The following is a 12,865-nucleotide window of genomic DNA, read 5'->3' as shown; positions in this document are numbered from 1 at the left end:
CACCGCCGGGCGGGCTGTTGCCCGCCCCACTGATGAAAAAGGATAGATCCGCATGGCACACATCATTCCCTTCCGCGGCACTCTCTATAACCCTGCAACCGTCGGCGATGTCCGGCAGGTCGTCGCGCCACCCTACGATATTATCGACAGCACGCTGCAGAAGACGTTGCACGACCGCAACCCACACAACGTCATCCGTTTGGAGTTGGGATATGAACAGGCCGGCGACGGCCCGTCGAGCAACAAATACACCCGCGCCGCGGCGGCTCTCAAGGACTGGATGGCCGCAGGAGCACTCCAGCGGGATGCGGACCCGGCCCTGTATTATCACACCATCGAATATCAGCCCCCCTACTCGGCGCCCGGCACTCCGACCCGTCTCTTCAAGGGCTTTCTGGCCACGATGCAATTGGAGGAGTTCAGCTCCGGGAAGATTCTCCCGCATGAAAATACCAGGGCCGCCGCAAAGACCGACCGCTTGAACCTGCTCGAGGCCTGCCGGGCCAATTTCAGCCCCATCATTTCGCTCTATTCGGACCCGCAGAACGACGTGCTGACGCTCTTGGAACAATCCATCGGATCGAGCAAGCCGCGCATCGATTTCCAGGACGATGTGGGGTTCCGCCAACGCCTGTGGAGCGTGACCGATCCCGCCGTCCTTGCAAAGGTCGTGGCGCTGATGCACACCAAGCCGCTGTTCATCGCCGATGGGCACCATCGGTACGAAACAGCCCTGAACTATCGCCGCGCCAGGCGGCAAGAGGCCGGCAGCGCGACCGGCCCGCAGCCCTACGACAACGTATTCATGCTGTTTGCGAGCTTGGAAGACAAGGGCCTCACCGTCCTACCGACCCATCGCGTGCTGACCACCCGCGTGCCGGCCGTCGCCGAGGCGAAGAATCTGCTCGAAAAAACGTGTGAGATTCAGTCGTACGCGTGGAACTCCGGCAACGAGACCGGCGTCCGACGGGATTTTCTTGAGGCATTGCGCAGCCGCGGCCAATCGGCGCCCGTGTTCGGGTTGGCGGTGCAGAAGGACCAGGCTTATCACCTGTTGACGCTCCGCTCGGAACTGCGCCCTTCGAAGGCCACGTCCCCGCGCGACCGGCTTGATGTGTCGCTGTTGCAGCAGCACGTCGTGACAGCACTCTGTCCCACTCAGCAGGAACAGGAAGCCATCCTGTACACAAAAGACGACCACGAAGCGCTGGACTGGGTTCTCAAGGGCACCGGCACCGCCGCGCTGCTCCTGAACCCGACCAAGGTGGCCGAAGTGCAGGCCGTCGCATCGGCCGGCGAGCGTATGCCGCACAAGTCGACGTATTTCTTCCCGAAGCCATTGACCGGCCTGGTCATGAACGTCATGGAAGGCTGAGCGACACCCGATGAAGGCCAAGGTGCTGATCGTCGATGACGATCAAGACATCGTCACGATGCTGCAGGATCGACTGGATGCCAGCGGGTACAAGACCCTCACGGCCGGCGATGGACAACGGGGTCTGGAGCTCATCGAGCAGGAATCCCCCAACCTGGTCTTGCTGGATCTCTATCTCCCGCGCCTCAAGGGCATGGACGTGCTCAAGCGCATGGCGCAGCACCGTCAGATCGAGGACATTCCCGTCATCGTCATGACGGCCGCGGGCACCATCCCGGACGCCGTCGAGGCCATGCGGCAAGGCGCGTATGATTTCCTCACCAAGCCGCTCGATAAGGACCATCTTCTGATCGTCATTCAGAAGGCACTGGAACGCGACACTTTGAAGCGGCAGGTGGCGGCCCTGCGGTCGGACCTTCAGAATCGCTATGCCACCATCGTCGGGGAAAGCCCCAAAATCAAGGCCATCATCGACTCGGCGCAACGGGCCGCAAAATCGGATGCCAGCATCCTTCTGCTGGGGGAGAGCGGAACCGGCAAGGAGCTCTTCGCCAGGTCCATCCATCAATGGAGCCCGCGGCAGAGCATGCCCATGGTGGTCATCAACTGCGTGGCGCTCACGGAAACGCTCCTGGAAAACGAACTCTTCGGCCACGAACGCGGCGCCTTCACGGGAGCGGACCGCCAACAGAAGGGCAAGCTTGAAATGGCGGACGGCGGAACCGTCTTTCTCGACGAGATCGGCGACATGTCCATGCCCTTACAGGCCAAGCTCCTACGCGTACTGCAGGACAAGGAGTTCCAGCGAGTCGGCGGCACCAGGCCCGTGTCGGTCAATATCCGGTTCGTCGCCGCTACCAACAAGGATCTGCGGCAGGCCGTGAAGGCGGGGCAGTTCCGCGAAGACCTCTTTTTCCGGCTCAACGTGGTGAGTTTCACCCTTCCCCCCTTGCGGGAACGCAGCGAAGACATCCCGATGCTGGCCGAGTTCTTTCTTAAGCGGCATGCCGTCGAGGCGAAACGGCCCGGCATGACCTTGAGCGTGGGAGCCCGCTCCGCCCTCACCCACTATGCCTGGCCCGGCAACATACGTGAACTGGATAATGTGATCTCTCGAGCCGTAGTGTTGAGCGCCGGCGATGTGATTGAACCGGAGACGTTGGCCTTGTCGCAGGACGAAGGAGCAGGAAAAGGCAGCATGGACCATGCGCTCCCCTACTTGAACCTGACCTACCACGAATCGATGGAAGCGCACAGCGCATACATCATCGAGCGGGCGCTCGAGCGGGCGGCGGGCAACCAGACCAAGGCGGCGGAGTTTCTCGACCTCCAACGCACCTATCTCGCCCGCTTGATCAAGCAGCGGAAACCCACCCCGAACGAGCAATAGCAGCGACTCCCTGCCCCACTCGTTCAGGCTTAGCATAGCTCCGAACGGCCGACGCTTCGTGCCGAAAGGCTAAGCAGCCCGGTCGCCGCATCCCGCTCAACCTGCGCGTACCGTTCCGGCGTGCCCACATCGCTCCAATAGCCGTCGAAATCATACCCCATGATCCGCTCGCCCTCCTGAATCCCCCGCACATAGGCATCAATGATGGAACTCTCGCATCCAACCGGCACCGATTGCAGGAGGCGTGGGTGCAGGATATGGATGCCGGCGAACATGCGCGGCACGGCCGTTTCCAATACCTCTCGGCCTCGCCCGGTGATTCTGAGGACGTCACCTCGTTTGCTCACTTCCACCAACCCCCAACGGGCCGCTTCCGGATCCTTTCGCAATACGAGGGTGGCTGCAGCCTGCTGAGCGCGATGGAACTTCATCAGCGCACTCAGGTCCAGTTCGAAGAGCGTGTCGCCGTTGAGGACGAGGACCGGTTCTCCCGCAAAGAACGCCTCCGCTTGCTTGATTCCCCCTCCGGTCCCGAGGATAACGGGCTCGCGCGAATAGGTGATCTGCAGGCCGTATTGCCCCCCATCCCCCAGCGCCCGCTCGATCAACGCACCTAAGTGGTGCAGGTTGATCACTACTTCCCGAAACCCATGACGTTTCAGCAGCCGCAGGTTCCACACGATCATGGGCGTACCCGCCACCGGCAAGAGCGGCTTGGGCGTCACGTCGGTCAGCGGTTTCAGCCTCGTGCCGAAACCCGCTGCGAGGATCATGGCTTTCATAGGGGAATGCGGATGCCGAACGATTGCCCTACTGCAGTTCCGCCACGTAGGGCGTCAGGAGCCGCCGCAGCGTCGCGAGTTCCGGATACTTGGCAAGGTTGCGCTTCACATACCCGAGCACGCGGGGAATGTCCGCCAAGAACTTGGGATTGTGCTTCACTCGGTCGATATAGACAAACCGTCCGGCTGCCTTCAAGTTCCGTTGGATGCTGGTGAAGTCGAACAGACGGCGGAAGGTTGCACGATCGGCCCAGGGCTGTCCTTGCGCCGACAAGCCATCCAGGAAGTAATCGACGAGGCGATCCACCAGCGGCTCCTCCAGCTCGATATAGGCATCTTTCAAGAGGGATGCGAGGTCGTACGTCGCAGGCCCCATCAACGCATCCTGAAAATCGATGATGCCGATACGCTCCCCGTCGACCATCAGGTTGCGTGAGTGGTAATCCCGATGCACGAACACCTGGAGCTGATTCGCCAGCAGCTCGGCAATCCGGTGAAACTCCGCGCGGATCGCCTGCTCGTCGGATAGGGTCATGGATTGCCCAAGACGCGCGGTGATGCCGTATTCCAGAAAATGGTCGAACTCCCACATCAGCAAGGGGACATCGAATCGCCGATGGAAGGCGAGGCAGCCCGGTGCCGGCGGAGTGGTGCCCTTGACCTGGAATTGCACCAGTTGATCGATCGCGCTGCGGTACAGCGCCTCCCGCACGGCGGGAGTCGCCTCACGGCAGGCTTCGGCCAACGTGAGATCGCCGAAATCTTCGAGATACAGCAGGCCGGCGTGACGATCATAATAATGAAGCTGCGGCACCGTGACCCCGGTTCTGCGGAGATGCGTCAGCACATTCGTGAAGGGTAATTCCGCAATGGAGACTGCGGCCCCGCTCACAGCCTCTTCCGATTTCTTGAAGCCCTCGGGATCGGCCAGTTGCATGAGAATCAACGAGGGGGGCTCCCCCTTCACCATAAGCCGGAAATAGCGACGATTGGACGCATCGCCGGCAAGCTGGGTCAGCGCGATCAACTCGGCGTGGAACGGCAAGCGGGTCGCCAAGGTACGGGCGAGCCGCTCGGGATCGGGTGATGCGAGGGGCGTGGCAGGGACCGCTGGGTTTGTCGTCGTCATACGTTGGGCATTATAACGAAACCTTCTTCAACCGCCAGCAGAAAGTCATCTATTTATCTTTCTCTTCCCCGCTCAACGCCATCGATTGTCAGCCCCATGATCGATCGGTATGCTCTGTTGTCGACGAAAGGAGGTACGCATGCAATACGTTCATCTCGGTCGATCGGGACTTCGTGTCAGCCGTCTCTGCCTCGGCACGATGAATTTCGGGCCGCAGACCGGCGAAGCCGACAGTGCTCGCATCATGGACCAGGCGCTGGACGCCGGGATCAATTTTTTCGACAGCGCCAATGTCTATGGATGGAAAGTCGGCGAAGGAGTGACTGAACAGATCGTCGGCCGCTGGCTGGCGCAAGGCAGCCGACGCCGTGAGAGGGTGGTGCTGGCCACGAAGGTCTACGGCCGCATGGGCGACTGGCCCAATCAGTCGCGCCTTTCGGCCTTGCACATCAAACAGGCGTGCGAAGCTAGTCTACGACGGCTGCAGACGGACTATATCGACCTCTATCAAATGCACCATGTCGATCGCGAATGCCCCTGGGAGGAAATCTGGCAGGCCATGGAGCAGCTTTGCCGCGAGGGCAAGGTGCTCTACGTGGGGAGCAGCAACTTCGCGGGCTGGCACCTCGCCCAAGCTCAGGAGCTGGCGAAATCGCGCCACTTCCTCGGGCTCGTTTCAGAACAAAGCCTCTACAATCTGCTCGAACGGACGATCGAACTCGAAGTCATCCCCGCCTGTCAGGCCTATGGGATCGGGCTCATCCCCTGGAGCCCCTTAGCGCGTGGTCTGCTCGGCGGCGCCCTGCAAACCGACTCGACCGGACGACGGGCGACCGAGGATGTTCGGAAAGATATCGAAGCCCATCGCACACAACTCGAAGCCTATGAGCGCCTGTGCCAAGACATCCAACACTCGCCGTCCCGAGTCGCCCTGTCCTGGCTGTTCCACCAACCGGCAGTGACGGCCCCCATCATCGGCCCCCGGACGGAAGCGCAACTCACCGATGCGTTAGGATGTCTGGACATTGCGTTATCGGCGGAAACACTCAAGGCCTTGGACGAACTGTTCCCTGGCCCGGGAGGCGCGGCTCCGGAAGCCTATGCCTGGTGATGACTAGGATCGCCAGCGCTGTGGAGAATTCAGCACGAGGGAAGCGAAGAGGGGCGCCACATCAGGCAGTGAGCGACGACGCGGAAGCGGACGGTTGGCGTCGCTCGAACCAGCGCCACCCCCACGCTCCCAGCCAGGCACCAAGCGCATCGGCCAGCAAGTCCCAACCGTTGCCGTCTCGGAAGGGAACGAAGAGCTGATGGATTTCGTCGCTGAGACCATAAAGAGTCGCACCAGCCACCGCCACAACCAGCGCCCGCCGCGCGACCCATGGCCCGGCCGCATGGCGGCAGGCGCGGTAACTTAACGCCCCCAACACGCCATACTCGCAGAAGTGCAGCCACTTGTCGGAGAACACCTTGAGCATCGACGAAATGTCTTCCGGCGGATTCGAGATGGACGATCCCCAGAAAATAAGCACCGCATATAACGTGACCGGGCCCCAATAGCCAGCCATCGCCAGGGGAGTGCCGCCCGGCTCCCGGTCCACATCGCTCGCAACCTGTTCCGACGCCATCGTCCCCCCATCTCCCAAATCCGGTGCTTCGTTGCAACCCCCATACCCCTATGACATACTGCCCCCCAGTCCGCAAGAAACTTTCCGATGAAGACCATTCAGCTCTGCTTCCTCTGGCACATGCACCAGCCGTACTACACGGACCCCGTGAGCGGGTCCGCCAGTATGCCCTGGGTGCGGCTGCATGCCACCAAGGCTTACTATGACATGGCCTTTCTACTCGAGCGTTTCCCCCATGTCCGCTCCACGTTCAATTTCACGCCGTCGCTGCTGCTTCAGCTCGAGGAATTCTCCACCGGCCGCGTCCGGGACCTCTTTCTGGAGTATGCCCAACGCCCAGCCGCAGACCTGACGCCGACGGAAAAGGCCTTCCTGATTCGCCATTTTTTCTCGGCGAACTGGGCGACCATGGTCCGCCCGTTCGCCCGTTACCAGGAACTCCTGGTGAAGCGCGGCATCGACGTTCGCGGAGAGGACCTGGACCGTTTGGCCAAACAATTTTCCGCCCAGGAATTACTGGATCTGCAGGTATGGCACAACCTCGCCTGGTTCGGCTACGGTACGCTTCAAGACTTTCCTCGCTTGCAGGAGTTACGTTCCAAGAACCGCGGGTTCACGGAAGAAGACAAACAGGAGGTCTTGGCCCTTCAACAGACGGCGATCGCCCGCATCGTGCCGATGTACAGGACCTTGCGGGCGCGGGGCCAGATCGAGCTGACGACCACCCCGTTTTTTCATCCGATCCTGCCGTTGGTGATCGACACGGAGTTTACGCGTCGCGCCAGACCGGATCTGCCGCTGCCGGCTCGGTTTCATGCGCCCGCCGACGCAGAGGCCCAGGTGCAGCGGGCCATCGCCTACCACACACACACCTTCGGGCATGCGCCTGTCGGCCTCTGGCCGTCGGAAGGCTCGGTCTGTCCGGAATTGCTGCCGATCCTTCACAAAGCGGGAATCCGATGGCTGGCCACGGACGAAGGCATCCTCTACCGAAGCCTTCAGGCGACCAACCACGCATGGAACCGTCATTACCACCTCTACCAACCCTATGTCGCAGGTGCACCGGATCGGCCGGTCACCATGGTATTCCGCGACCGCGACATCTCCGACGCGTTCGGGTTTGTGTACCATAAGACCACCCCGGAATCCGCGGCCGACGATGTCCTCCGACGAATCCGCAGCCTTGCTTATGACATTCCGATGGAGCGCGGCGTCATTGCGATCATCTTGGATGGGGAAAATCCCTGGGAGCACTATCATGATGGGGGAGAACACTTCCTCTCCCTCCTCTATCGCGCGTTTCAGCCTGACGGACTTCGTCTGGGACAAGGCATCCAAGTCCAGATGGAAACCATGAGTCGAGCGCTGGGGAGCACCCCTCCCACACAACATCTCGATCATCTCCACTCCGGCTCCTGGATCAACCAAGATTTCAAGATCTGGATCGGCCACCAGGAAGACAATCGTGGATGGGATCTCCTGCAACATACCAGGGCACGCCTGACAGAGGTGACGCCGTCGTTGCCGCCCGACCGGGCACGTGCCGCCTGGGACGAACTCTATGCCGCCGAGGGCAGCGACTGGTTCTGGTGGTACGGCGACGACTTCGACACCGACTACAAACAGGAGTTCGATCGCCTGTTCCGCACCCACCTGCGAAATGTATGGACCTATGCCGGACTGACACCGCCGGACATCCTGAACCAGTCGCTGCTGGAAACACGCCTGCCGCAAGGTCTGGACCAAGTGCGGCAACCGCTGGCCTTTATTCACCCTATCCTCGACGGCACCATCTCCAACTTTTTCGAGTGGCGGGGGGCCGGCAGCATCAATCCCAATCCGCCGCTGGGAGCGATGTGGAAATCCGAAGGGTTTTTCAGCGCCATTTTCTTCGGATTCGACCGCGAACAGTTCTACCTCCGGCTTGATCCGGACGACCGCTCCCAAGCCCGCCCAGAGAGTTGTACCCTCGATCTACACGTCGGAACCGGCGGCCGACAATTCAGACTGTCCTGCACACTCTCCCCCAGCGAATCGGCGTCGGTGTTGCTGGCCGAGGCGAATGAGGCCGGCACCTATCGGCCCCTCCGATCCTACGACAGCATCGCCATGAAGAAGATTCTCGAGTTGGGCTTCCCCTTCAAGGATCTGGAAATCGAGGTGGGGCAAGAGGTACGGTTGTCCCTGACGCTTTCGGAGCAGGGAATGGAAGTTGCGCGGTATCCCCATCACAATCCGGTGGTCTTCACCAGGCCGGGCGACGACTTTGAAGCTGCGATGTGGAGAGTCTAGCGCCGCCCTGATGATGGCGTCGTCAAGGAGACAACATGCCAGAGTTACGTAGAGACCCGATCGTCGGCCGTTGGGTGATCGTTTCAACGGACCGAAGCGGACGCCCACAGGACGTGTCCATGCCTTGTCCGCCCGCTCCGTCGGCAGCCCTCTGCCCTTTCTGTCCTGGGCAGGAACACCTGACGCCCCGCGAGCTGCTCGCCTATCGCCCCCCGTCGTCCGGACCGAACAGCCCCGATTGGACCCTACGGGTCATTCCCAACAAGTTTCCCGCCCTGCACGTCGAGGGCGACATGGGACGAGAGGGCCATGGCCTGTATGACCGCATGAACGGTATCGGCGCCCATGAAGTCATCATCGAGACCGCCACCCACCGGGACAGCCTCGCCGATTTACCGCCCAAACGGGTCGAAGATATCCTGTGGGCCTATCGCGACCGCATTCTGGACCTCAAGAAGGACCTTCGGTTCCGCTATATTTTGATCTTCAAGAATCACGGCGCGGCGGCGGGGGCCACGCTGGAACACAGCCATTCCCAGCTCATCGCCCTCCCCGTCATTCCCACCAGCGTCCTGGAAGAAATCGACGGCTGCCGCCAACACTTCCAGCAAAAGGAACGCTGTATCTACTGTGACATTCTGCGGCAAGAATCATCGGAAGGGACGCGCGTTGTACTCGAGAATCCGGAATTCGTGTGCCTGACCCCCTATGCCCCGCGGTTTCCGTTCGAAATGTGGATCCTCCCCAAACGCCACGCAGGCTTTTTCGAGGAAAGCCAGCGCGGGCAGTTCGAATTCCTCGCCTCGATTTTGTCAGAATCGTTGCGTCGAATGGACAAGGTCCTCGCGCGCCCGGCTTACAATTTCATGCTCCACAGTTCACCGCTCCATGAGCGGACGGGCGAGTTTTATCACTGGCATTTGGAAATCATCCCCAAACTCACGCAGGTTGCCGGTTTCGAGTGGGGCACCGGGTTTTACATCAACCCTGTCTCACCGGAGGAATCGGCTCAGGCCCTCCGCGACATCGAGATCTAGCGGATACAGAGTCCGTACCCACCGCCCTTCAAAGTCCTTGCATTGTGGCTGGCAGATAGGCTATAGAGGGCTCCTCTCGACGTAGGGTTTATCCTACATCCGTCAGGTAGCCTAGCCCACCGCGGACGCGACCGGCCACCATGCCCGGAGGAAGGCGATGGAGCATCAACCGGTTCAATGGAAACAAGACCATTTCAGCGAGTTGGAACTTCAGAACCGCAAGTTCAGGCGTCTCGCCATCATCGCGGCGCTCTTGTTCCTTGCCGTCGCTGCCCTGCTGATCATGCAGGTCGTCCAAGGCATGAAGTGAGCTGTTCCGGACGGTTTGCAATCCTCGCACTCTCAGCCGTATCATCGGCGGCATGATCGTGCATCTCAGCCATCCTCAGCGTCAGGTCGAAATCAAGGGCCCGAAGCGGACCAAAGATGTGCTGCGCGAATTGAACCTGGTCACGGAAGCGCATCTGGTCATTCGGGGAGACGAATTGGTCACCGAAGACGAGCTGCTCAGCGATACCGATCAGGTTGAAATCCGGCCCGTCATCTCCGGCGGAGCCTGACAGGCATCCCGACGTCCGATGAACTGCACAAAGTGTCCCACCAGCACCAGGGCCATCATCGACCTGCCTCGCCACAACGCGGCCTTTTGCAAGCCTTGCTTTACAACATTTGTGCAGGAGCAGGTCGCACGGGCCATCAAATCGCATCGCATGTTCACGCCCCAAGACCGCATTCTCGTGGCGGTGTCCGGCGGCAAGGACAGTTTGGCGCTCTGGCACATCCTGCTGACGCTCGGCTATCGCGCCGACGCCCTCTACGTCAACCTCGGGATCGGCGGGTATTCCGAACTGTCGCATCGAAAGGTCCAAACCTACGCCCAGGCCGTCGCCGCTGCGCATGGTGCCACACTGCTGGTCCATACGGTCGGACAGGAAGCCGGCGCCGGGATTCGCGAATTGGCAACCGTCCTGCACCGTCCGACCTGTTCGACGTGCGGCACCATCAAACGTTATCAATTCAATCGCGCGGCGATCGAGCACAACTATGACGTCATGGCCACAGGCCACAATCTCGACGACGAAGCCGCGCGCCTGTTAGGAAACGTGCTGCACTGGCAGGAGGAGTACCTGGACAAGCAAGGACCGTCCCTCCCCGCCTCCGTCGAGGGGTTCGCCAAGAAAGTGAAGCCCCTCTGCCGGCTGTCGGAGCGGGAGATCGCCGCCTATGCGGTGGTCAATGGCATCGACTATATCGTGGAAGAGTGCCCGATGGCGAAGGGCTCGAAGATGTTGCTCTACAAGGAAGTTCTCAATCGGTTGGAAACCGAATCACCCGGCACGAAACAACGCTTCTATTGGGGCTTCCTCGACAAACAGACCAGGCCGACCGCTGCCGCTGAATCCATGACCGAGAAGGACCAGCGCACCCTACATCCCTGTCGGTCTTGCGGACAACCCACCACCGCCGACACCTGCACCTATTGCAAGATGATGGCAAAGGCCAAGGCCGCCGCTCCGCGTCAATAGATGCTCTTGCTCACCTCGTTGGCAAAGAAGCTCTCATTTCCACTCTGATCATAGGCCGTCACGGAAAAGTAGTAGGTGCTGCCGACCTTGAGGTTGGAAAAAAGATACGAGGTCGCCTTCCCCACATCGACGGGTGACCCGTACCGTCCCGAGGACGTGCCCCAATAGACCTTGTACCCTGCCAGATCGGTTTCCGAATTGGCATTCCAGGCCAGATTCGCGGTCGCGCCGCTGCTGGTCGAAGAGGTGGCCGCCGCCAGTTTGAGTGTTACAGGAATCGCGACCGTGCTACCCCTACTGGTCGTGATCGTCACCTTGCCGGTGTAGGTGCCGGCCGCCAGCCCGTTGATATTGACGGAGACCACGATCTGCGTGGAACTTCCCATCGTGCCGGAGGTCGGTGAGAGACTCAACCACCCGGCACTGTCCTTTCCGGTCCAGCTGATTTTTCTACTACTGCTCTTGTAGATTTTGACCGTCTTGCTGGTTGGATTTGCGCCGCCCTGCACGGCCTGGAAGGTCAAGCTGGTCGGACTGGCGTCTAACGCCCAGGCCGCCGGAAGCAGCAGCAGGCTGCCGATCAGCATCCCAGCAAGCGTCATGAAGATTCGAGGCAAGAGACTCCGTTTCATAAATCCTCCCGCATCGGCTAGAAAGGCTTCGCGTCTTGGGTGACCACAAAGCAGCGGGCGTGCCAGACAAAGTGCAGGAGAAAAGCGTCGTGATCTAGCGGGGATGTGGGATCGAGCGGACTTGGGGCCCAGAGGCGGTGTAGGGATCAGGCTTCAGGAGAGGCATGGAATGTTCACGCGTCGGCGTCATCGACGTGCAGTCGCCTGCGCCGCCTCATAGCGACCTGTCCCAGCATGCTCCGTGAGAAACCAACCGGCAATCGACAGCCGCTTGTGTTCCCCGACGAGGGGATCCACCCGGCAGACCCGGTGATATTGCGGCACGGTGAACAACACCAATGATCCAGGCTCAGGCGCGACGCAATGAGACAGGGTGAGCTTGATCCGGTCCGATCCACCCGGCCAGTGACTCGAATAAATCATCAATTCGCCTCCCCAATCCGTTTCCCATTCTTCATGGAAATAACTCACTAAAGCCAGCCGTCGTTCGACCGTCGTCAAGGCCCCCGCCCCACCCCTTGGCCCATCTGCCAAGTCGTCATGCGTGAGCAGGCAATCGCCGGCGCCGTAGGAGTAATAACTGAAGCTCAGGCTCCTGCCGGTAATCCCGTCGAACGATTCCATGTAACGCTCGATACAGGGAAACGCGAGTCGCGCCAACAGTCGCTGCACTTCAGGCATGGCAATCGCCGCCTTTCGCCAATTGCCGCAATCGGGAAAGGCCGCGTGCACCTGCGGCATATCTTCCAACGCGCGCCAGGACGAACGCCCCATGGCCTCCCGAAATAATCGACGTTCGTCTCCGCTCCAGAAATTGTCCAGCACCAAGACGGGATCGCCATGAAACGAAAAGGCAGCAGGATCAAAGTCGGCGAACGACACTCGCATGACACCTCCAAGCCTCTGTTGGGTCGGAAGAAAAGCGTAGGGGGTTTGCAAGGGCCGGACCGTCTGCGAACCTCTCCAAACATTGCGAACCGCCATCCTGCGCTTTCCAATCGATCAGATCCGCACTGCGCCGACCGTGCGAATCTGCTCGCATTGAGCATCAACAGGAAGCGTGCGCCTTTGCAT

Annotated in this window: 13 protein-coding genes; 8 read left to right on the top strand and 5 right to left on the bottom strand. The window is 60.5% G+C overall.

Annotation, left to right across the window (positions count from 1 at the left end; genetic code table 11):
- Positions 1 to 52 precede the first annotated feature (52 nt).
- On the top strand, positions 53 to 1,375 hold the full coding sequence (locus HRU82_15825; GenBank protein ID QOJ36316.1) for a DUF1015 domain-containing protein: 1,323 nt from the start codon (positions 53 to 55) through the stop codon (positions 1,373 to 1,375).
- A gap of 10 nt (positions 1,376 to 1,385) precedes the next feature.
- The gene (locus HRU82_15820) at positions 1,386 to 2,765 is read left to right on the top strand and encodes a sigma-54-dependent Fis family transcriptional regulator (GenBank protein QOJ36315.1); all 1,380 of its coding nucleotides are present in this window, start codon (positions 1,386 to 1,388) and stop codon (positions 2,763 to 2,765) included.
- Between the two features lie 29 nt (positions 2,766 to 2,794).
- On the opposite strand, the gene HRU82_15815 is transcribed toward HRU82_15820, so the two are convergent.
- Both HRU82_15815 and HRU82_15810 read right to left on the bottom strand, forming a co-directional pair.
- On the bottom strand, positions 2,795 to 3,547 hold the full coding sequence (locus HRU82_15815) for an NDP-sugar synthase (GenBank protein ID QOJ36314.1): 753 nt from the start codon (positions 3,545 to 3,547) through the stop codon (positions 2,795 to 2,797).
- Between the two features lie 28 nt (positions 3,548 to 3,575).
- A complete protein-coding gene (locus tag HRU82_15810; GenBank protein QOJ36313.1) occupies positions 3,576 to 4,676 on the bottom strand; it encodes a phosphotransferase in 1,101 nt (366 codons plus the stop codon).
- A gap of 139 nt (positions 4,677 to 4,815) precedes the next feature.
- On the opposite strand from HRU82_15810, the gene HRU82_15805 reads away from it, so the two are divergent.
- Positions 4,816 to 5,787 carry an aldo/keto reductase gene (locus HRU82_15805; GenBank protein QOJ36312.1) on the top strand — a complete coding sequence of 324 codons (972 nt, stop codon included), beginning with the start codon at positions 4,816 to 4,818 and terminating at the stop codon, positions 5,785 to 5,787.
- A gap of 61 nt (positions 5,788 to 5,848) precedes the next feature.
- On the opposite strand, the gene vanZ is transcribed toward HRU82_15805, so the two are convergent.
- Complete coding sequence (gene vanZ, locus HRU82_15800) at positions 5,849 to 6,244, bottom strand: VanZ family protein (protein QOJ37242.1); 396 nt, start codon at positions 6,242 to 6,244, stop codon at positions 5,849 to 5,851.
- A gap of 147 nt (positions 6,245 to 6,391) precedes the next feature.
- Here vanZ and HRU82_15795 point away from each other — a divergent pair, with 147 nt between their 5' ends.
- The 5 genes from HRU82_15795 (at position 6,392) to HRU82_15775 (ending at position 11,159) form a co-directional block, all read left to right on the top strand.
- A complete protein-coding gene (locus HRU82_15795) occupies positions 6,392 to 8,596 on the top strand; it encodes a glycoside hydrolase (GenBank protein QOJ36311.1) in 2,205 nt (734 codons plus the stop codon).
- A gap of 35 nt (positions 8,597 to 8,631) precedes the next feature.
- Positions 8,632 to 9,633: a galactose-1-phosphate uridylyltransferase gene (gene galT, locus HRU82_15790; GenBank protein ID QOJ36310.1), complete on the top strand. Its 1,002-nt coding sequence runs from the start codon at positions 8,632 to 8,634 to the stop codon at positions 9,631 to 9,633.
- A 157-nt stretch (positions 9,634 to 9,790) separates the two neighbouring features.
- The gene (locus tag HRU82_15785) at positions 9,791 to 9,943 is read left to right on the top strand and encodes a hypothetical protein (GenBank protein QOJ36309.1); all 153 of its coding nucleotides are present in this window, start codon (positions 9,791 to 9,793) and stop codon (positions 9,941 to 9,943) included.
- A 52-nt stretch (positions 9,944 to 9,995) separates the two neighbouring features.
- A complete protein-coding gene (locus HRU82_15780) occupies positions 9,996 to 10,193 on the top strand; it encodes a MoaD/ThiS family protein (protein ID QOJ36308.1) in 198 nt (65 codons plus the stop codon).
- Positions 10,194 to 10,211: 18 nt separating this feature from the next.
- The gene (locus HRU82_15775) at positions 10,212 to 11,159 is read left to right on the top strand and encodes an adenine nucleotide alpha hydrolase family protein (protein ID QOJ36307.1); all 948 of its coding nucleotides are present in this window, start codon (positions 10,212 to 10,214) and stop codon (positions 11,157 to 11,159) included.
- Here HRU82_15775 and HRU82_15770 read toward each other — a convergent pair.
- Together HRU82_15770 and HRU82_15765 are read right to left on the bottom strand one after the other, a co-directional pair.
- Positions 11,153 to 11,791, bottom strand: a complete 639-nt coding sequence (locus HRU82_15770) for a fibronectin type III domain-containing protein (GenBank protein QOJ36306.1) — start codon at positions 11,789 to 11,791, stop codon at positions 11,153 to 11,155. The genes HRU82_15775 and HRU82_15770 overlap by 7 nt on opposite strands.
- 186 nt (positions 11,792 to 11,977) lie before the next feature.
- Complete coding sequence (locus tag HRU82_15765) at positions 11,978 to 12,679, bottom strand: 2OG-Fe(II) oxygenase (GenBank protein ID QOJ36305.1); 702 nt, start codon at positions 12,677 to 12,679, stop codon at positions 11,978 to 11,980.
- Positions 12,680 to 12,865: the final 186 nt, after the last annotated feature.

Origin of the sequence: Nitrospira sp. (assembly GCA_015709715.1) — a bacterium.
GTDB lineage: Bacteria > Nitrospirota > Nitrospiria > Nitrospirales > Nitrospiraceae > Nitrospira_A.
This window is presented reverse-complemented; position numbering and strand designations above follow the sequence as displayed.